The sequence below is a fragment of the Tahibacter soli genome (assembly GCF_025717065.2).
In the GTDB taxonomy this organism is placed as follows: domain Bacteria; phylum Pseudomonadota; class Gammaproteobacteria; order Xanthomonadales; family Rhodanobacteraceae; genus Tahibacter; species Tahibacter soli.
Genome location: NZ_JAOVZO020000018.1, coordinates 1224760 through 1245132, shown reverse-complemented (window position 1 = coordinate 1245132; position 20373 = coordinate 1224760). Strand labels below are relative to the sequence as shown.

Here is a 20373-nt window from a genome sequence, read left to right as displayed (position 1 = left end):
CCTGCCCTTTGCGACGCCGCGGAGCCTGCCATGCACAAGACGAGCGGACTGGTGCCCTGTCTCGCCGTCGACGGCGGACGGAAGGCGATCGCGTTCTACAAGGCCGCGTTCGGCGCCGAGGAAATACGCGTGTCGCTCGCCGAGGACGGCGCGCGCGTGATGTAAGCGCACCTGCGCGTGAACGATGCGGATTTGTTCCTTTGGGACTTTTTTCCCGAGTACGGCCAACCGGTCGAAAAGCCGGCGGCCGTCGTCGTGCACGTCGAAGTCGCCGACGCCGATGCGCTGTGGCAGCGCGCGCTCGCGGCCGGCGCCAGCGTCGTCATCCCGCTCGAAATGCAGTTCTGGGGCCAGCGCTACGGCCAGATCGCCGACCCGTTCGGCCATCGCTGGTCGATCGGCGAACCGATGCGGCCGGCCGGCTGAACCGTCGTCTCAGCGCCGCGCCGCCGCCATCTGCGCGAGCTTCGCGACGGTGTTGAGATTGCGCGCGGTTCCGGCCTTCGCCGCGGGCAGCACGAGCTTGGACGACGCCATGCCGTCGCCGTAGTGCACGTAGATCTCGCGCCGGCCCAGGGCGATTTCTTCTCCCTCGCGGTGCTTCGCCTGCGCGATCGCGTCGGCGGGCGGCGCCGCATCGAGAAAGATCGCGACGGTGCGGTTCGGCGCGGACTTCGGAAACGGATTGTCGGCGAGCACCCGCGCCATTTCTTCGGGATCGCGCACGAGCACGCCGACCGGTTTGCCGGCGTAGTCCGCGAGCGCCGCTTCGAGCTTCTTCTTCACCGTCGCCGCCGTCGCGCCGCTTTCGCACACGACGTTGCCGCTCGCGATGTACGTCTGCACGTTTTTCAGGCCGGCCGCCTCGCACAACGTCTTCAACTCGCTCATCGGCAGCTTGCCGGTGCCGCCGACGTTGACCGCGCGCAGCAGCACGACGTAGACGCTCATGCCGCCGCTTCCGCGCCGCCGGCCGGGCCGTCGTAGCGATGGCCCGACGCGCGCCACGCCTCGAAGCCGCCGGCCAGCGGCCGCACGCGCTTGAAGCCCTGTTTTTTAAGTTCCCGCGCGAGCACGGCGGCCGACACTTCGTTCGGGCAGTCGCAATAGATCACCACCTCGTCGTGCGGCGCGACGCCGGTCGCGTCGGGCGTCGACACGAATACCGCGCCGGGAATCCAGCCGGTACTCGCGCGCTGCTGTTCGGTGCGCACGTCGAGGATCAGCGGCGCGGCGCCCTTTTCCATCAGGTCGTACAGCTCCATCGGCGAGATGCGCGCCATGCGCAACTGGCGCAGCACGCGCTGCCGGTTGAGCCATTTCCACGCGACGAACGCGGCGAGGCCCGCGACGACGAGCATGAGGCCGTAGCGGCCGAGTTCGTCCAGGCGATTGAGCAGGCTTTCGACCGCGCCGTGGAAGACGACGCCGAGCGCGACGGCGACGGCGCTCCAAAAGAGCGCGCCGATGCCGTCGTACAGTACGAAGCGCCGCACGCTCGTGCCGGTTTCGCCGGCGAGCGTCGTGGCGACCGCGGCGAAGCCCGGCACGAATTTCGCGACCGTCAGCGACGCCGGCCCCCAGCGCGCGTAGATGCCGCGCGTCGTGCGCACGCACGAATCGGGCGACAGCGACAGGCGGCACATCAGTCGCACCATGCGCGCACCGATGCGCCGGCCGGCCGAAAACCACAGGGAGTCGGCGATCACCGCGGCCAGCGTCGCCACGACGAGTATCGCCAGCACGCTGTCGCCCGCGTCGACCGCGAGCGCGCTCGTGACGATGATCGGCGGATAGGCCGGCACCGGGATGCCGCCCTGGTCGAGCAGCACGCTCAGGAAGACGACGACGAGGCCGTATTCGGTGACGAGATGCAGCAACGTGTCCATGCGCGATGCACGCCGAAGGAAGCCGACATCATACGCGGCCCATCGGTCAGCGCACGAACGTCATCGCGTATTTCGCCGGCTTGCCGCCCACGCAGCCGACTTCGATCTCGGCGGGACCGGGCATCAGACGCGCCGCGTCGACGACGAGATTCGCGTAGCCGAAGCTGTCGGTCGTCGCATCGGCGGCGAGCGTGCCGGCGCCCTGGCGGATTTCCACGCGCACCGGACAGGCGTCGACGGCGGCGACCGGCACGAGCAGCACGACGCTGCCGCTCGCCGGAATGCGCGCCTCGATCGCACCGCCCGGCGCGCTGCGATTCTTGTCGACCTGCACGAGCGTCGCCGCGACGAGCGCCGGCGGCTGCGGCAGCTCGGGTCGCAGCATGCGCCCGGCACCGAGGCCTATCGCCAGCGCGACGCCGGCTGCCGCGAGCCACGGTCCGGCCTGGGCGAGCGGTCGTGCCGCGCGCCGCGCCGGCAGCGCCACGACGCCGTTCGCGACGGGCGCAGGCTTGGCATCGCCGACGCCGGCCGCCCTGAGGCCCGCGCCGAGCGCGAAGTCGGCGTCGACGAGCTCGGCGAGGTCGGGCCGCTCGATCAGGCGTATTTCGAACGCCTGCGCGGTCGCCTCGTCCATCTCGCCGTCGAGATAGGCGCGCAGAAGATAATGGTCGAGCGGTTCGATCATGCGTGCCTCGACTTGCCGCTATCAGGGTCGCGCGGCGGCGCCGTATCTCGCACCTGCTCGCGTTTTTCCTGCATTTTTTCGCGCAGCCGGTCGCGCATCCGCGTGCGCGCGCGAAAAATCACCTTGTCGAACTGGTCGGCGCCGAGCGACAGCCGCTGCATCAGTTCGGCCTTGGAGAGGCCGTCGACGTAGAAGCCGACGATGAGGTCGCGGTCGCGCTGCGCCGGCAGTTCGTCGAGCACTTCGAGCGCGAAGCGCCGCAGCTCGTCTTCCTCGACGTAGTCGAGCGGCGTGCGCGGCGCGTCGAGCCAGGCCGACTCGTGTTCGGGCAGCGTCTCGACGGAGATCGGCCGCATCTTGCGGTTAGCGGCGTAGACGATGTGCCGCGCGGTTTCATGGACGTAGCCGGCGAGCGCCTCGGGCTGCTTCACGCGGCCCTCGCGAATGGCCACAACCATCGCGATCATGACGTCCTGGGCGAGGTCGTTGGCGAGGTGGATGTCGCGCGTCATGCGCAGAATCATCGCGCGCACGCCGGGCAGGCAGCGCAGGACGTCGGACTCGGAGACGGCCGGCGCGGCAGGTTCCGATGGGGGTCTCTCACCGTCCGACATTCCTTCCATCGGGGATGCCTCTCGCGACTGGTAAACCGGGCGCCGACGACGGCGATCATGAACAAGTCGGCGGACGAAAGCCAGTCGTCGGAGCGAACGTGCGGCGATTGTTCACTTTGCGACAACGTTCGCGACGTTCGGTTCCGCGCCTGCCGGCGAAATTCCATTGTTGGACAAGTCGCCCGCCGCCGCCGGCATCACCATCTGTACCGTCACGTTCGGCGGCGCGGCCGGCACCGGCGTCTCGGGCGGCTTGAGCGACGCGCGCAGCGACACCAGCCGGTTCATCACGTCGAACCATACGGGCGCGCCGAGCGATACCGCGAACGCGGTCAGGAGCAGCCCGATCAGCGGCTGCAGCACCTGCTCCCACCACCACGCCCAGCCGACGGCGGCGGGCGCGGCGACCAGCGGATTGCCGCGCGCGCCGGGCCAGCCGCCCTGCCAGCCCAGCGGCAGGCCGAGCTTGCCGAGCTGCGCGTACGGATCGGCGACGGCGACGCCCTGCCCGCCGCGGTCGCCGGCTTGCGCCACGAGCGTCGCGCGCAGCGAATCGTCGATCGACAGGCGTTCGACGATCGTCAGCGTGTTGGCGTTGACCACGACCGTCGCGACCAGCGCCAGCAGCATGATCACGTTCTGGCTGCGCCGCCGGTACCAGCTCGATACGCTGTCCATGCCGTTGTTGAACCACGTTTCGAGATTCGTGCGCAGGCGCGCGACGTCGCCGGCCGCGTCGTCGAGCGCATGCAGCATCACCTTGCGCACGGCGTCGTCGGGAATCGTCGCCGCGGCGGTGCGCAGGTCGGCCGCCGAGGTGCCGCCGACGGTATCGAGCAGCGCGCCGACGAAGTTCTTCGCCGGGATGTACGACGGCAGCGTCGTGCCGCGCGGCATGCGCTTGTCGTCGCCGGCGCCCTTGAGCGCGTTCGGGTCGTACGTGCCGACGAACAGGCCGCTGACGAGCGGATGGTTGTAGATCTTCGCGGCCATCACGCCGTCCGGATCGTCGAGCAGCGAGCGGATGCCCCGTTCGAGATCGATCGCGCGCGTTTTCAGCAGCGCCTCGGCGCGTTCGCGCAGCAGGCTGCAGATCGACGCCAGCAACAGATAGATCAGCGACAGACCGATCGCGACGTCCAGGATTTCCGAACCGAACATGGATATCTCCGTCTTCAGAATGCAAGGACGCGCAGCGTGCCGGCCGCGCTGCGCACCTGCGCGACGGGCACGAGCAGCGGCGCCGGCAGGTCGGCCAGCTGCGCGAGCGACGCGAGCAGCGCCACCGCGAACGACGGCGCCTGGTCGGTCTGTCCGAACTGTTCGAACCACGCGCCGATGCCCGCGTTGACGCGCGTGTTGACGCCGTCGAGCGCGCGCGCGTAGCGCGTCGCCTGCGCGGCCGGATCGCCGGTCTGCGCCTGCGCCGCGACGAACAGCGCCGGCGCGCCGGCGAGCGCGGTCAGCGCGTCGACGAGGCCGGCGGCGAGGCCGTTGATGTTGCGCACGTCCTGGTACACGCGCTGGTCGGCGCCGCTGGTCGTCGGCAGCGTCTGCCCGGTCTTGGCGCCGTAGCGCTGGCCGATCGCGAACGCGTCGAGATCGGCGAGATCGGCGAGTACCTGCGCGATCGCCGCGGGATTCGTGCCGCCCGCGAGCGCGGTGAGCACGGCGACGCCCGTGTCGCGCGCCGCGCCGGCCGCGAACAGCGCAGCGCGCGCGGTCGCGAGGATGCGCGCGCGGCCGTTGCTCGTCGTCGTCAGATCGAACACGCGCTGCAGCGTCGCCGCGTCGAGGTTCACGACGGTGTCGACGCGCGCGTCGGCCGGCGCCGCGCCGTACTGCGCGAGCGCGGCGCGCACCGCGTCGTCGCCGAACAGCGCCGCGCCGCCGCCGACGCGCTGCAGCGACCGCAGGTACGTCGCCAGTTCCGACGGCTGCATGCGCTTGTCCTGATAGTTCAGCGCGAACCCGAACGCGACCGGCAGCGCGGCGGCCGGATGCGCGAGCGCCGCGGCGACGTCGAGCGTGCCGCCGAAGCTCGCGCCGCTCGACCGGCCGAACGCCTTGGCCACATTGGAACTCGTGAACCGGCCCTGCCCGACGCTGAGCATGCCGTTCGCCTCGACCGTGATCGTCGCGCTCGACGCGGACGACGCGTCCCACGCGATCGACGCGTCGCCGAACGACAGCGACAGATCGAGGCTGCGCGACCGCGCGATCGCGCTCGTGAACGCGCCGTCGAGCGCGACGATCTCGCCGGCGTCGATCGCGGCCTGCAGCACGCCCCACGCGGCGTCCAGGCGCCCGGTCACGAGGCTGCGGTAGACGAGCCGCGTGCGGTCGGTCACCTGCGCGACGCGGAACGACACTTCGGCCGTGTCGTTCGTCGTGCGCGAATACGCAAGCTTCAGGCCCAGGCCGAGCTTGAGTTTCGATGCGGCCGTCACCGCATCGAGCACCTGCGCGCGAATCGCCTCGTAGCGCTGCATCAGGCGCAGCGCCGGCGTGACGACGGCCGACGCGTCGGCGTCGATCGCCTTCGTCAGCGCGGCGACGTCTTCGCCGATCTTGCCGAACGCGGCCAGCAGCGGCGCGAGCGTGTTCGACGCGTCGGTCGCGAGCGTCGTCATCGCCGCGGAAAAATCCTGGTACGCCTTCGTCAGCGCCGGCGCGAGCCACTTCTGCAGCTGCTGCGCGATCAGCGCCGCCGCGTCGCCCTCGGCGCCGAAGCGGCGCGCGAGCGCGGCCGACAGCTGCGCGGCGAGCGCGGTCGGCTGCGACAGCTGTTTCCAGAACGGCACATACGTGTTCACCTGCTCCTTGATCTCGGCGAGGATCAGGTCGCGAATCTGCGTCTGCGCCTCACCGCTCGTCGTGCGGCCGAGCAGCAGCTGCGCGAGCGCCGCGACCGCGGGATCGTCGCTGCCGATCTGCGCGAGCAGCCGGTCGACGAGCATCGTCCCCGGCGCGCTCCACGCGCGCAGCTTCTGCATGAGACCCGTCGCATCGGGAAACAGATCGTCGACGATCGGCTGCGCGGCCTGTCCGAGCCCGGTGACGACGAGCCCCGCCGTGAGATCGGCGCCGAACGTGCCCTGCGTGCCGTCGGTGCGATGCACGCCGATCGCGACGGAGCCGTCCGACGCGCGCTCGACGGTCAGCCGGAACGCGCCGTTGCGCGACCAGCCGAGCGACAGGTCGGCCTGCACGCCGAGCGTCGCGTTGAGATCGACGCCTTGCGCGAAATTCTTGTCGACGTAGCGCCAGCTGCGGCCGAGGCCCACGGTGCCGGTCAGGTGCAGATCGCCGGTCAGGTCGAACGCGAGACGGCGCAGTCCGCGGCATTCGCCGCCCGCATCGACCGGCGCGAGATCGGCCGCGACGACGTCGAGATCCCACGGCGACGCGAGCCCGCCCACGCTTTCGACGAGCGCGCCGGCGACGGTCGTCGTCGCGGGCCACTGGAACAGCGCGTCGATCTCGACGCTCGCGCCGGCGCCGGCCGAGCCCGCGCCGCTGCCGCCGTTGAACGGCACCTTGAACGAACCTTCGACGTCGACCTCGCCCGACAGCGAAAAGCGCAGCAGCGCGTCGCCGGCCGGCAGCGCCAGCGGCGGATCGACCGACGGCGACGGCCCGCGCAGCACCGCGATCTGCGCCGTCGCGCCGGCCGTCGGCGCGAACGACAAGGTCACGTCGCCGGTTTTCGCGGCGATCGTCTTCTTCGCGTCCAGCGCGTAGGCGAGCGGCGCGCCGGCCGACGCGAGCGTGCGCGGCACCGGCAGCGGATTGCCGCCTTCGCGGTCGAGCAGGAACTTGCCGAGCGCGCCGTCGAGGATCGCGGTCAGCGTCGCATCGTCGGTTTCGGCCTTGGTCAGCGCGGCGGCCGCGGCCTTGGCGAGCGCCGAGTTCTGCGCGAGCGCGCCGTGCAGATAGTTGTACAGCGCGACGAGCGCGTCGCCGATGCCGACGCCGCGGCTTTGCGACAGCGCGCGCAGCGTGTCGCTGAGCGGCGTGTTCGCGTCGAGATCGAACGCGCGGCCGAGGCCGTCCTTCACGATCAGCATCGCTCCCCCTTGGTGCGCAAGCCGTTGTCGTCGCGCGGCGAGCGCCGCACGTTCGATGCATTCGGGAAAACCTGCGCAAAACTATCATTGTTCGCAGCCTCCGCGCACGGCCGGGCTCCCCGAACAGGGCAAGGCGCCATACCCGTTCGGGGACTGCGCGGTTTCGGCGCGGCGCGCATGATCTTCCGGCCCGCGCGGCCCGTGCCGCGCGCCTCGCCGAGAGGGTTGCCATGCACGAAACCGATCCCACGTCGATCGACGCGGAACGCCGCGCGCTCGTCGTCGCCGCCGCCGCGCTCGCCGCCACCGCAGCGCTGCCGCTGCCGGCGTTCGCCGCCGGCGGCAAGTCCGCCGCTTCCGCCCCACCTTCAACCGCCCGGAGCACACCGATGAGCTACGTCACCACGAAAGACGGCACGCAGATCTACTACAAGGACTGGGGCACCGGCCCGACCGTCGTGCTCAGCCACGGCTGGCCGCTGACCGCCGACAGCTGGGAAGCGCAGATGTTCCATCTCGCGTCCAACGGCTTCCGCGTGATCGCGCACGACCGCCGCGGCCACGGCCGTTCGAGCCAGCCCTGGCACGGCAACGAGATGAACACCTACGCCGACGACCTGGCGCACCTCCTCGACACGCTCGATGTAAAAGATGCCGCATTGTTCGGCTTTTCGACCGGCGGCGGCGAAGTGGCACGCTACGTCGGCCGTCACGGCACGAAGCGCATCGCGAAGCTCGGCCTGATCTCGGCGGTGCCGCCGCTGATGGTCAAGACCGACAAGAACCCCGGCGGCCTGCCGGTCAGCGTGTTCGACGAGATCCGCGCAGGTTCGATCGCCGACCGCTCGCAGCTGTACAAGAACATCGCGAGCGGCCCGTTCTTCGGCTACAACCGCCCGGGCGCCAAGCCCTCGCAGGGCGTCATCGACGCGTTCTGGATGCAGGGCATGCTCGGCGGCCACAAGAACACGTACGACTGCATCAAGGCGTTCTCGGAAACCGACTTCACCGAGGACCTGAAGAAATTCGACAAGCCGACGCTGATCCTGCACGGCGACGACGACCAGATCGTGCCGATCGACGCGGCGGCGCGCGCGTCGGCGAAGCTCGTGCCGCACGCCAAGCTCGTGGTCTACGCCGGCGCGCCGCACGGCATCACCGACACGCACAAGGAAAAGCTCAACGCCGACATGCTGGCGTTCGTGAAGAGCTGATCGGCGTCGCCCCCTCCCGCAACACCCCTTGCGGCGGCGCGTTCTTGCGCCGCCGCTTTTTCCCGGTGCGTTACCGCGCCTGTTCGAATCCGTTCGCGAAGATCGCGTCGGGCGCGTGCACGGTGAAGCTCACCGGCACGATCGCCGGATGCGCGCGATACGCCGGATCGTTGCTGAACACGCAGATCGACGCGCGGTACTCGCCGGCGGCGAGTTGCGACGCGTCGAACGTCAGCGGATACACGCCGGCCGGCGCACCCGGCTCGAGCGTGCCGCCCGTCGTGTTGATCGTCAGCCACGGCGTGTCGAGCGGCTGGCTGCAGTCGCCGCCGGCCTTGGCGATCGCGACCGCCGCCATCTCGCGGTTGCCCGGCGTCGGGCCGACCATCGTCGGCTGGCCGGTGACCGGGTCGATCGTCGCGACGAAACCGATGCCCTGCGCGTAGCCGGCCCAGTACAGCGTGCCGGTCGAGCGGTCGAACTTGATGCTTTGCAGATAGTTCGCGTCGACGCCGAGCGAACCGACCGTCGTCGCCTTGCCGGTGGCCTTGTCGATCGCGATCAACGTGTCGGTCTTGATGTCGAGGCCGAACATCGCGCCGTTGCCGTCGACCGCGATGTCGATCAGGCAGTTGTCGGCGCCGGTGTCGATCGGGCCGACGTAGCTCGCCGCGGCCGTCGTCGCGTCGATCGTGTACAGGCCGGTCCAGAAGCACTCGCGCTGCGCGTTGTAGCGCGACGTGACGCCGTACAGCGTGTCGGTCGACGCGTCCCACGTCACGCCGCTCCAGTACTCGAAGCCGTTGGTCATGTTGCCGGTCGGCCAGCCGACGAGCGTCGATGCGCCCGTGAGCGTGTCGAAGCGGTACAGGCGGTCGTAGTCGCTGTCGATCATCAGCTGCTGCGTGAAGTCCTCGCCGACGAAGTCGCCGCCGGTGATGCCGGCGAAGCCGCGCTGGTCGATCGCCGGGACGATCGTCTGCAGCGCCGCGTCGTTGCGCAGGTCGAGCGTGACGTAGTTGAGCCCTTCGCCCGGCACCGACTGCATGCCGTAGGCCGGCACGTCCCAGCCGCCGAGCGGCGCGGCGGCGCGCGGCGCGGCGCGCAGCACGCGCGGATGGGGATCGCGCCCGGCGCGCGTCAGGCTCGCGTTTTCGGCGACGCGCGGCGCGAGTTTCAGCGGCGCGAGCGCGGCGAGCGGCGCCGCCGGATATTCGCCGGCGCTCCACGTCAGCGCGCGGTTGCCGGTGTTGACCACCACCATCGGCTGCTGGATCGTCATGCCGACGCCCGCGTTCGCGGTCAGCGACGGCACCGGCAGCATGAGCCGCGCGGCGCCGATGTCGACCGCTACGCTCGCATCGACCGACCACGTCTGCGTCGGTGCCGGCGTGAAGCGCACGGCGTCGCCGGGCGCGAGATTCGGGTCGAACAACGAGTAGACGACGCCGGTCGAGGCGCTCGACTGCAGTCCCACCGCCGCCATTTCGCCGGCGTCGCCGAACGCGCCGTCGCCCGAGCCGGTCGACGCATAGTTGAACACGATCGCGCCGGTGGCCTCCTCGAACACGACCTCGAACGTGAAGCCCGGCATTTCCGGGAAGTCGAGCGCGTAGTCCTTCCACTCGATCACGGTGCGGCGCTGGCCGGCTTCGCCGAGCGTCTTGATGTACGTCGCACCGACGTCCTTGTCGAAGCTCGACCACATCGGCGCGATCGCCTTGTCGACGTAGAACGACGGAAAGCCGAACGTGCTCGGCGGCGCGCACACGAACGTATCGACGACGATGACGCCGCCGTGCCCCACGCAGAGCCGGTCGGTGACCGTGCCGAAGAAGTCGATCGGAAACGGCAGCGTCACGGCCGTGCTGCGCGCGCTGGCGAAGCCGCCCGTCATCGCGAGCTGGTCGCCGTCGGTCGCGTCGATGTAGTCGAACGCGATCGCATCGTCGGTCGTGTAGCTCGACTGCGTCTCGCTCGCGGTCCAGCGCGCGTTCACGGCGCCGGTCGTCGCCGTGCCGGCACGCTCGACGCGCACGTGGCTGTACGACTCGCCCGGCGCGAGGATGCGCGCGAGCTGCGACAGCACCGCGCCGTGCACGCTGTCGGTCACGTTGTGGAAGCCGAGCGTGCGCGTGCCGGCGTTGCGCAGCGTGTAGCACCAGCTGACCGGGTCGCCGACGTCGACCGTCAGCGGGCCCTCGGCCGCACAGGCCTGCGGGTTCGCCGGATCGGCGCGGCCGACGGTCAGCGTCAGGCACAGGCCGTCGGCGGAGCAGGTTTCGCCGCCGGCCGGCGCGACGGTCACGGGTTTCGCGTAAGCGGGGGACGCGAGCAGGGCAAGCAGTGCAAGAGCGAGTCGATTCGGGCGTAGCAACATCGTCATGGACCTCGGCGCGGGGGGTGATGACCGCGAACACAGCCGCATGACGCGGTGGTGACGGTCGGTCTGCCGACTGTCGTTCCGCGACCGCCGCGCGCCTTGCCGGCCCGCTATCCGGGCGATAGCAAACCGGTATCAAACCGCTATTTCATGACGTTGCGCACATTCCCGGGCAGCGGCGCCTCGAGCAACGCCGGCGGAATCGCGCGCTCGCCGGCCAGACGCCGCGCCGCATCGAGGCTCGCGCGCCACGCCTCGTGCTCGCCGCGCGCGCGAAACAGCGCGACGCGCAGCAGCGCGCCGTCGAAGTCGTCGGCGGTCCACGGCGCGATGCGGCCGGCGAGCGACGCGGCTTCCTCGACGCGCCCCTGCCCGATCAGCCATTGCGCGTGGCTCGCCGTCGTCGCGACGAGCACCGACGGTACGGCCGCCGCGTCGGCCGCCGCTTGCGCCTGCACGAACGCGTGCGACGCGGCGGCGACGTCGCCGCTCGCCGCCGCGCGCTCGGCCGCCGCGATGCGCAGCAGCGGCAGACCGGCCGGCACGTCGTCGCCCGACTCGGCCGGCGGCACCGGCACCGGCGAATCCGGCGACGCGCGCGCGAGCACGAGCACGGCCGCCGCGCGGCGATCGTCCGACGCGCGGTCGGGCCAGTCGGCCAGCGCGCGCCGCGCGGCGTCGCGCGCATCGTCGCGGCGGCCTTCGCGCCACGCGAGATCGGCGCGCACCGCGTCGAGATAGCGCTGCGCGGCGCCGCTCGTCACTTCGCCGGGCGTCGGCGCGAGCAGCATCGCCGCGTCGCGCCAGCGGCCGACGCCGATGTAGGCGCGCGCGCGGTCGCTGTCGAGAATCTGCCGCTGCGCCGCGTCGGTGATCTTCGGCCGCAGCGCCGCGAGGCGCTCGGCGTCGCGCAGCGCGTCGTTCCAGCGCAACAGGTGCACATCGGTGTCGATCAGCGCCGACAGCGCCGCGCGCTGCGCGTCGATCACGCCGAACGCCTCGAACGTTTCGCGCGCCGCGTCGAAGCGCGCACGGGCGGCATCGAGCCGGTTGCGGTTCGCATCGAGGATGCCGAGATAGTTGTCGGCGCGCGCGACGCCGAGCCGGTCGCCGGCCGCTTCGAGCCGCACGCGCGCTAGGCCGAGATCGTCGGCCGCCGCCGCGTGCTTTTCCAGGCACGTGCGCGCAAGGCCGCGGCCGGCGAGCGCGGTCGGTTCGGTCTTCGGCCAGGCCGCGAGTGCCGCGTCGAACGCGCGCTCGGCTTCGGCGCATTCGCCCGCGCGCACGTGCAACAGGCCGCGCGACGTCAGCGCGCGGGCGCGCAGCGGCGCGTCGAGTTCGGTCGCGAGCAGCGCGTCGACCTGCTGCCGCGCCGCGTCGACGCGGCCGCGGTAGTAGTCGAGCTGCGCGGCCTGCAGGCGCAGGCGCGGATTGGCGCGCACGTCGGGCGGCGCCGATTCGAGGATTTCGCCGGCCGCGTCGTAGCGCCCGGCGAGCGTCGCGGCCTGGATGCGCTGCGCGATCTCGTCGAGCGCGTCGCCGCCCTCGCGCGGCGATGCGTCGGTGCGACCGAGCGCGGCGAGCAGCAGGTCGGCGGCGCGGCTCGCCGCATCGATCACGTCCGTGCGTTCGGCTTCCACGCGATGGCGCTGGCCGTCGTCGTCGTCGGTTTCGAGCGCGACGATCCATCCGTTCGCGGCCTTGCGCGCCGAGCCGCGCACCAGCCGCGCGGTGCCGAGGATCGCGCGCACGTCGGCGACCGGCCGCGTCGCGTCGCGCGTGCGCGCCGCATGCAGCGCGGCCATCACGCTGTCGCTCGGCGGCACCGCGAGGCCCGCGTCGCGCAGGCGCGCGGCGACGAGATCCATGACGCCGAGCGGCACCCAGCTCGCATCGGCGGGCCCGTCGACGTCGACCGGCAGCACCGCGATCGACGCGGCAGCCGCCGCGCGCGGCGCTTCGCGGCGTTCGCCGTCGCGCGTGGCGAACAGCAGCGCGGCGACGAGCGCGGCGATGAGCGCGAGCCCGAGCGCGATGCGGCGCTTCGACGGCGGCGCGTCGATCGACGGCGCGGCATTCGACGGCGTGACGACGTCGGGCGGCGGCGCCTCGTCGACCGTCACCGCCATCGCCCAGCGATAGCCGAAGCCGGGCACCGTGCGTATCGCGGTCTGCGCCTGCGCGTCGTCGCCGAGCACGCGGCGCGCGCGCGCGATCAGCTGGCTCACCTGCACGTCGGCGACGTCGACGCGCCCCCACACGGCGGACACGAGTTCGTCGCGGCCGACCGCGCGGTCGCGCTGCTCGACGAGGTACACGAGCAGGTCGAACACGCGGCGCGGCGCGGCAACGGCGGCATCCGCGCGCCGCAGTTCGCGCGCAGCCGGGTCGAGTCGAAAGTCGCCGAAGCGGTAGATCATCCACGCGATGATGCCACGCCGTTCGAACGCGGCGCAGATGCGCTAACGTTGCGCGGCGCGAAGGGGGATGCATGCGAAGCTCGTCGGCCGGTGTTCGATGTCTCGGGACAGCGCTGTGCGCGCTGCTCGCCGCGTGCGCGCACGCGCCGCCGTCGCAGCCCCCCGTCGTCGCCGACGTATCGACCGAACTCGAAGCCGCGCGCAGCCTCGCCTACTCCGCCGCGCACGCCCGCAACGAACGCGCGCGCGCCGAATACTGGCTGCGCTGCGCCGCGACGGCGTACGCGCCGATGGCGTCGCCGCGCGCCGACGTCGCCAGCGCCGCCGCGACGCTCGCGAACCGCTGCACCGAGGGCCTGCTCGAAACGGTGCTGCGCCGCTCGTCGCCGGGCTGGAGGCCGGGGCCGACGCGCATCGCGGGCGTCGCCGTCGACGTCGACTTTCGCCGCATCAGTCATTACTTCTCCAAGCCCGCGCAGCTCGCGCTCGCGGCCGACGTGCCGGCCGACCTGTTCGACGGCGAGCGCCACACGACGCCGGGCTTCGGCGTGCCGCTGACCTTGCTCGCGCCGCGTTGCGACGACCGGCCGCTGTGCACGCACCTGCCGCCCGAAGGCGTGTTCCGCTGGGCGACCGCGTGGATCGAAAACGCGCCCGGCGCGCCGATGCCGCGGCTCGTGATCGGCGATCCCGTCGCGCTCGGCGACGTGCAGGTCGGCGCGCGGCGCTATCCGCTCGCGGCCGACACGTCCGCGTTCTACGCGCACGGCGCGAGCACGTCGACGCTGCGCCGGCTCGGTGTCTGGGGCCTGCTGCGCGGCAATGAAATCGGCCGGCGCGCGGGCCTGTACCTGCTCGAGGACTACGATCCGAACAAGCGCCCGGTCGTGATGATCCACGGCCTGGGCAGCAATCCGCTCGCGTGGGCGCGGCTGTCGAACGCGATCTGGGGCGACGCGCTGCTGCGTTCACAATTTCAAGTGTGGCACATGGTGTACCAGACGAACGCGCCGACGCTCGTGCTGCGGCACCGCCTGCGCGGCTATCTCGACGCGACGTGGCAGGCGGTCGATCCCGAAGGCGACGACGCGGCGCGGCGCGGCATCGTACTGGTCGGCCACAGCCTCGGCGGCGTGCTGTCGCGACTGCTCAGCGTCGACAGCGGCGAGGCACTGTGGTCGGCCGCGTTCAACGCGCCGATCGGCGATTTCGCCGGCGACGAGGACGATCTGCGCCTGGCCGACCAGGTGTTTCACTTCGGCCGCTATCCCGGCGTGACGCGCGCGATCTTCATCGCGTCGCCGCACAAGGGCAGCCCGACGGCCGACGGATTCCTCGGCCGGCTGGCGCGCAGCATCGTCGGCCAGCGCGCGCCGGAGATCGACGCGCTGCGGCGCCTGGCCCGCGCGAACGCGGGCTACGTCAAGGAAGACCTGCGCATGCTGTACCAGCGCGGCCTGCTCAACAGCATCACGACGCTGCAGACGGCGCAGCCGGTGCGCAAGGCGGCACAGGCGCTGCTGCCGTCGATTCCGTACCACACGATCGCCGGCAGCCTGCCGGGCCGCGATCCGCCGACCGACGGCTTCGTGCCGCTCGACAGCGCGCTGCTGCCGGGCGCGGCATCGACGCTCGTCGTCGAGTGGGGGCACGACGTGTACGAGAGTCGCGAGGCGGTGGCGGAGGTGCTGCGGATCTTGCGCGAGGATGTCGCAGGCGCCAGATAATCAGTTCATAAGTTTTTTCGTTGCGCTATCGATCCAGCTACAACGAAGACCTGGGCGTCGCCCCCTCGCCTGACGTACATGGATGTACTAATGCCGCGGGCGCCGGATGCGCACGAGCGGCCAACCCTCTCCCCCAAGCAAGCTTGGAGGAGAGGGCTCAAGCGTCGCAACGCCGAAACCCTCGGCTCCTTCTCCCCCAACCGCGTTGGGGGAGAAGGATGGGATGGGGGCGCCGCGAAGGACCTCGTCGAGTGAACACGTTTGCGCGGCACATGCGCGGCGAAAGCTTCACCCCTCCTTCAACCGGTGACTGTCCCCCGCCCCTAGCGCCAGCCCGTACACCCGCTTCAGATCCGCGATCTTCTTGAGCGTCGCCGCCGAGAACGGCGCCTTGTTCTCCAGCGCGTGCAGCGCCACGCCTTCGAGCAGGTCGCCGAGCGACAGGTCGAGGTATTCCGCGAGCCCCTTGAGCACCTTGAGCAGCCGCTTTTCCAGCCGCACGCCCGTCTGGATGCGTTCGACCGCGGGAGGGGTCGGATTGCCGGTCTTCGTCTCGTTTCTGCGCGCCGCCATGGTTTTCTCCGGATTTCATACCATGTTATCTTGGTACATACCTACCAAACAAGGCAAGCTCATGGCCGCAAGCCCGCAGTCGCAGCAAGGCACCTTCCGTCTCGACGCGCCGATCGCGCGCGTGTTTCCCATGTTCACCCCGCTCGGCGAGCGCGCCTGGGCGAAGGGCTGGAACCCGCATATGCTCAGCGGCGAGACCGAGCGCGGCACCGTGTTCCGCACGATCGGCGCCGGCGGCGTCGAATCGGTATGGATCGTCACGCGCTACGAACCGGCGCTGCACGCGGCCGGCTACGCGCGCATCGCGCAAGGCGTCAGCATGGGCCTCGTCGACGTCGCGTGCGCGCCGGCCGGCGACGACGCGACCGACGTCACCGTGCGCTATACGCTGACCGCGCTCGCCGACGATGCCGAATCGACGGTGCGCGAGTTCCTGTCGCCGCCGCGCTACGCGGCGTTCATGGACGAGTGGCGCATGGCGATCGCGGCGGCGCTCGCGCACGGCTGAAGAACGCGGCGCGACATTTCCGCGACATCGGGAATCGATCATCGAAGACGCCCCGTAGCGTTTCGAGGATTTGTCTACCCATGCAGCAGCGTCGAATCGCACGGATCGGTGCGGCGTTTTTCCTACTGCCGGCGGTGCTCGTCGCGGCATGCGACGGCAACCGCGAAGACCCGGCGCAGTCCGCGCCGCCGCCCGTCCTGTCGGTCGCCGTCACACACGCGCGGATCGCGGCGCTGCCGGTTCGCGTGCCGGCGACCGGCAACATCGCCGCATGGCAGGAAGCGAGCATCGGCGCCGAGGCCGACGGACTGCGGCTCGTCGCCGTCGACGTCGACGTCGGCGACACGGTAAGGCGCGGCCAGGTGCTCGCGCGATTCAGCGCCGACATCGTACGGGCCGAACTCGCCGAAGCGAGCGCCGCGGTCGCGCAGGCCGCGGCGCAAGTGGACGAAGCACAGTCCAACGCCGCGCGTGCACGCAGCCTCACGCACACCGGTGCGCTGTCGACCCAGCAGATCGACCAGTACGTCGTCGCCGCGGCGACCGGGCGCGCGCGGCTCGAGGCGACACGCGCGGCCGAGCGGCGTCAGCGCCTGCGCGTGACGCAGACGCGCGTCGTCGCGCCCGACGACGGCATCGTCACGTCGCGTACCGCGACGGTCGGCGCCGTCGTTCCCGCGGGCCAGGAACTGTTTCGCGTGATCCGCGACGGCCGCCTGGAATGGCGCGCCGCGGTCGCCGCCGCCGACATCGGCCGGCTCGCGCCGGGACAGGTCGCGACGCTCGACATCGAAGGGCACGCCGTTCGCGGCCGGCTGCGCACGATCGCGCCGGCGATCGACACGCAGACGCGCACCGGCCTCGTCTATGTCGACCTGCCGGACGATCCCGCGATCCGCACCGGCGCCTTTGCGCGCGGCCACGTCGAACTCGGCGATGCGCCGGCGCTGACCGTGCCGCAAAGCGCCGTGCTGCTGCGCGACGGGTTTCGCTACGTCATGCGCGTGGGGCCTGCATCGACCGTCGTGATGCAGAAGGTGTCCGTCGGCCGCCGCGCCGGCGACCGTCTCGAGATCACCGAAGGACTCTCCGCGTCCGACGCCGTGATCGTCTCGGGCCTCGGCTTTCTCGCCGACGGCGACACGGTCCGGATCGTCGACGCGAGCGCCACGCCTGCCGGGAGCGACTCGTGAGCCGCAACCTCTCGACCTGGTCGATCGACAATCCGGTTCCCGCGACGCTGCTGTTCGTCCTGCTGACGCTCGCGGGCGTCGCGGGCTTCGCGGCGATGAAGGTGCAGAACTTTCCGGACATCGATTTTCCGATCGTCACCGTCACCGCCGAACTGCCGGGCGCGTCGCCGCCGCAGCTCGAGAGCGACGTCGCGCGCAAGATCGAAGACGCGCTCGCGAACCTGCAAGGCATCCGCCACATCACGAGCACGCTGACCGACGGCGTCGCCGCGATCACGGCCGAGTTCGACGTCGACAAGCCGGCGCGTGACGCGCTCGACGACGTGCGCGGCGCGATCGCGAGCACGCGCGCGACCCTGCCCGCCGACCTGCGCGATCCGGTCGTCCGCAAGATCGAACTCGCCGCGACGCCGGTCGTGACCTACGCGGTGTCGTCGTCGCGACGCGACGACGAAGCGCTGTCGTGGTTCGTCGATCACGACGTGACGAAGCGCCTGCTGGCCCTACCCGGCGTCGGCGCGGTCGCGCGCGTCGGCGGCGTCGATCGCGAGGTGCGCGTCGAACTCGATCCCGACCGCCTGCTCGCGCTGAACGCGACGGCCGCCGACATCTCGCGTCGCCTGCGCGAACTGCAGCAGGAGGCGTCGGGCGGTCGCGTCGACATCGGCGGCGCCGAACAATCGGTGCGCGCGGTCGCCACCGTGGCCTCGGCGCAGGAGATCGCGGAACTCGACGTCGCGCTGAGCGACGGGCGCCGGATCCGCCTCGACGACGTTGCCGCCGTGTCGGACACGACGGCGCCGCCGCGCTCGGCGGCGTCGATCGACGGCACGCCCGTCGTGGCGTTCGAGATTCTTCGCGCGCGCGGCGCCGGCGAAATCGACGTCGCCGACGCGGCACGCGCGGCGATCGCGCAACTGCGGGATGTGCATCCCGATCTCGTCTTCACCGAGGCCGTGAACTTCGTCGGTCCCATCGTCGAAAACTACGACGGCTCGATGCTGTTGCTGTACGAAGGCGCCGCGCTCGCGGTGCTCGTCGTGCTGCTGTTCCTGCGCGACTGGCGTGCGACCGCGATCGCCGCCGTCGCGCTGCCGCTGTCGGCCGTGCCGACGTTCGCGGTGATGCATCTGGCGGGCTTCACGCTCAACACGGTCACGCTGCTGTCGCTGTCGCTCGTCACCGGCGTGCTCGTCGACGATGCGATCGTCGAGATCGAGAACATCGAGCGGCACCGGCGCATGGGCAAGTCGCCGTTGCGCGCCGCCGCCGACGCCGCGACGGAAATCGGACTCGCCGTGATCGCCACGACGTTCACGCTCGTCGCCGTGTTCCTGCCGACGTCGCTGATGGGCGGCACGGTCGGCAGGTATTTCGTGCAGTTCGGCTGGACGGCGTCGGTCGCCGTGTTCTTCTCGCTCGTCGTCGCGCGCCTGCTGACGCCGACGCTGGCGGCGTATTTCCTGAAGGCGCCAGCGGCGAGGCGCAGAACGCCGCGCTGGATCGCGCGCTACCTGCGCGGCATGCGCGCGTGCCTGCGGCAGCGCGGCCTGACGCTCGGCATCGCCGCGCTGCTCGTCGCCGGCGGCCTTGCGATCGGTGCGAACCTGCCGGACGAGTTCATGCCGCCGGACGACGGCGACACGTCGCGGATCGCGCTGTCGCTGCCGCCCGGAAGCACGCTGCGCGACACGCAGGCGAGCGCCGAGCGGGCGCGCCTGGCGATCTCGAATATTCCACATGTCCGATCCGTCTACACCGCGATCGGCGCCGCGGGCAGCGCCGGCGAGCCGGACGAAGGGCCGCGCGCCGCGTCGAACGTGACCAGCGCGGTGCTGACCGTCAACCTCGCGCCGCGCAAGGATCGCGGCGGCGTCACGCGGCAGGCGATCGAAAACGATCTGCGCGCGGCGCTCGCCGCGATACCCGGCGCGCGCATCCGCGTCGGGCAGGACGACGAAGGCTACGAGCTCGTGCTCGCCGCCGAAGACGGCGCGCTGCTGGCCCGGCATGCGAGCCTCGTCGAGCGCGAGCTGCGCACGCTGCCCGGCATCGGTGCGGTCACGTCGTCGGCGAGCCTCTTGCGGCCCGAACTCGTCGTGCGGCCCGACTTCGCGCGCGCGGCCGATCTCGGCGTCACGTCGGCCGCGATCGCCGAAACCCTGCGCATCGCCACGTCGGGCGACTACACCGAGGCGCTCGCGAAGCTCAATCTCAGCGAGCGCCAGGTGCCCGTCGTGGTGCGGCTCGCCGACCGCGGTCGCAACGACCTCGACACGCTGCGGCGATTGCCGGTGCCCGGCGCGCGCGGCCCGGTGCCGCTGCACGGCGTCGCCGACCTCGACATCGCCGACGGCCCGTCGGAGCTCGCGCGCTACGACCGCCTGCGCAACGTGCGCTTCACCGTGGAACTCGGCGGCCGGCCGCTCGGCGACGTCGAGGACGCGGCGGCGGCATTGCCGAGCCTGCGCAACCTGCCGCGCGGCGTCGTGCAGGCGTCGGCCGGCGACGCCGAAGTCATGGACGAACTCGTCGCCGGCTTCGCGGTCGCGATGGGCGCCGGCGTGCTGTGCGTCTACGTCGTGCTCGTGCTGCTGCTCAGGGATTTCGCACAGCCGCTGACCGTGCTCGCGGCGCTCGCGCTGTCGATTCCGGGCGCGTTCGCCGCGCTCCTCGTCACCGGCTCGACGTTGTCGATGCCGTCGATGATCGGCCTCGTCATGCTGATGGGCGTCACGACGAAGAACGCGATCCTGCTCGTCGACTACATCGTCATCGCGCGCCGCGATCGCCGATTCCATCGCCGGCGTGCGATCGTCGATGCGTGCCGCAAGCGCGCGCGGCCTATCGTCATGACGACGATCGCGATGGGCGCCGGCATGCTGCCGATCGCGCTCGGCGTCGGCGCCGACCCGAGTTTTCGCGCGCCGATGGCGATCGTCGTGATCGGCGGACTCGTCACGTCGACCGTGCTGTGCCTCGTCGTGGTACCGGTGATCTACAGCCTCGTGGACGACGCGGTCGAAGCCGTCAGGCTGTGGTTCCACCGGCCGGCCGTGACGGCATTGGACGGCTCGCAGATCGAAGCTTAGTG

16 protein-coding genes are annotated in these 20373 nt (G+C 71.3%); 7 read left to right on the top strand and 9 right to left on the bottom strand.

Annotated features, from left to right (window positions below; translation table 11 throughout):
- Positions 1–30: 30 nt before the first annotated feature.
- Entirely contained in the window at positions 31–165 is a 135-nt protein-coding gene (locus OD750_RS18805; protein ID WP_263542184.1) for a VOC family protein, read from the top strand.
- Between the two features lie 27 nt (positions 166–192).
- On the top strand, positions 193–426 hold the full coding sequence (locus tag OD750_RS18800) for a VOC family protein (RefSeq protein ID WP_263542185.1): 234 nt from the start codon (positions 193–195) through the stop codon (positions 424–426).
- Between the two features lie 9 nt (positions 427–435).
- Here the strand turns inward: OD750_RS18800 and OD750_RS18795 are convergent, their stop codons facing one another.
- The 6 genes from OD750_RS18795 to OD750_RS18770 form a co-directional block, all read right to left on the bottom strand.
- The gene (locus OD750_RS18795; protein ID WP_263542186.1) at positions 436–951 is read right to left on the bottom strand and encodes a DUF1697 domain-containing protein; all 516 of its coding nucleotides are present in this window, start codon (positions 949–951) and stop codon (positions 436–438) included.
- Positions 948–1889 carry a rhodanese-like domain-containing protein gene (locus OD750_RS18790; RefSeq protein WP_263542187.1) on the bottom strand — a complete coding sequence of 314 codons (942 nt, stop codon included), beginning with the start codon at positions 1887–1889 and terminating at the stop codon, positions 948–950. Before OD750_RS18790 ends, OD750_RS18795 begins: the two co-directional genes overlap by 4 nt.
- Before the next feature lie 46 nt (positions 1890–1935).
- Positions 1936–2577 (bottom strand): anti-sigma factor family protein, encoded by a 642-nt coding sequence (locus tag OD750_RS18785; RefSeq protein ID WP_263542188.1) that lies wholly within the window; start codon positions 2575–2577, stop codon positions 1936–1938.
- Positions 2574–3200: an RNA polymerase sigma factor gene (locus OD750_RS18780; RefSeq protein WP_263542189.1), complete on the bottom strand. Its 627-nt coding sequence runs from the start codon at positions 3198–3200 to the stop codon at positions 2574–2576. The genes OD750_RS18785 and OD750_RS18780 overlap by 4 nt, the downstream gene beginning before the upstream one ends.
- A gap of 102 nt (positions 3201–3302) precedes the next feature.
- Positions 3303–4352, bottom strand: coding sequence for a hypothetical protein (locus OD750_RS18775; protein ID WP_263542190.1), 1050 nt, complete (start codon positions 4350–4352; stop codon positions 3303–3305).
- 14 nt (positions 4353–4366) lie between these two features.
- On the bottom strand, positions 4367–7261 hold the full coding sequence (locus tag OD750_RS18770) for a hypothetical protein (protein ID WP_263542191.1): 2895 nt from the start codon (positions 7259–7261) through the stop codon (positions 4367–4369).
- A gap of 389 nt (positions 7262–7650) precedes the next feature.
- On the opposite strand from OD750_RS18770, the gene OD750_RS18765 reads away from it, so the two are divergent.
- Positions 7651–8475, top strand: coding sequence for an alpha/beta fold hydrolase (locus OD750_RS18765; protein WP_263542280.1), 825 nt, complete (start codon positions 7651–7653; stop codon positions 8473–8475).
- Positions 8476–8545: 70 nt separating this feature from the next.
- On the opposite strand, the gene OD750_RS18760 is transcribed toward OD750_RS18765, so the two are convergent.
- Both OD750_RS18760 and OD750_RS18755 read right to left on the bottom strand, forming a co-directional pair.
- Positions 8546–10783 carry an NHL repeat-containing protein gene (locus OD750_RS18760; RefSeq protein ID WP_263542192.1) on the bottom strand — a complete coding sequence of 746 codons (2238 nt, stop codon included), beginning with the start codon at positions 10781–10783 and terminating at the stop codon, positions 8546–8548.
- A 218-nt stretch (positions 10784–11001) separates the two neighbouring features.
- On the bottom strand, positions 11002–13278 hold the full coding sequence (locus OD750_RS18755; protein WP_263542193.1) for a winged helix-turn-helix domain-containing protein: 2277 nt from the start codon (positions 13276–13278) through the stop codon (positions 11002–11004).
- Between the two features lie 71 nt (positions 13279–13349).
- Here OD750_RS18755 and OD750_RS18750 point away from each other — a divergent pair, with 71 nt between their 5' ends.
- Positions 13350–15005, top strand: coding sequence for an esterase/lipase family protein (locus OD750_RS18750; protein ID WP_263542194.1), 1656 nt, complete (start codon positions 13350–13352; stop codon positions 15003–15005).
- Positions 15006–15293: 288 nt separating this feature from the next.
- Here the strand turns inward: OD750_RS18750 and OD750_RS18745 are convergent, their stop codons facing one another.
- Entirely contained in the window at positions 15294–15578 is a 285-nt protein-coding gene (locus OD750_RS18745) for a hypothetical protein (RefSeq protein WP_263542195.1), read from the bottom strand.
- A 61-nt stretch (positions 15579–15639) separates the two neighbouring features.
- Between OD750_RS18745 and OD750_RS18740 the strand changes: the two genes are divergently transcribed.
- From OD750_RS18740 to OD750_RS18730, 3 genes are all read left to right on the top strand, one after another.
- A complete protein-coding gene (locus tag OD750_RS18740) occupies positions 15640–16086 on the top strand; it encodes an SRPBCC family protein (RefSeq protein ID WP_263542196.1) in 447 nt (148 codons plus the stop codon).
- A gap of 80 nt (positions 16087–16166) precedes the next feature.
- Positions 16167–17279, top strand: coding sequence for an efflux RND transporter periplasmic adaptor subunit (locus OD750_RS18735; RefSeq protein ID WP_263542197.1), 1113 nt, complete (start codon positions 16167–16169; stop codon positions 17277–17279).
- Positions 17276–20371, top strand: coding sequence for an efflux RND transporter permease subunit (locus tag OD750_RS18730; RefSeq protein ID WP_263542198.1), 3096 nt, complete (start codon positions 17276–17278; stop codon positions 20369–20371). The genes OD750_RS18735 and OD750_RS18730 overlap by 4 nt, the downstream gene beginning before the upstream one ends.
- Positions 20372–20373: the final 2 nt, after the last annotated feature.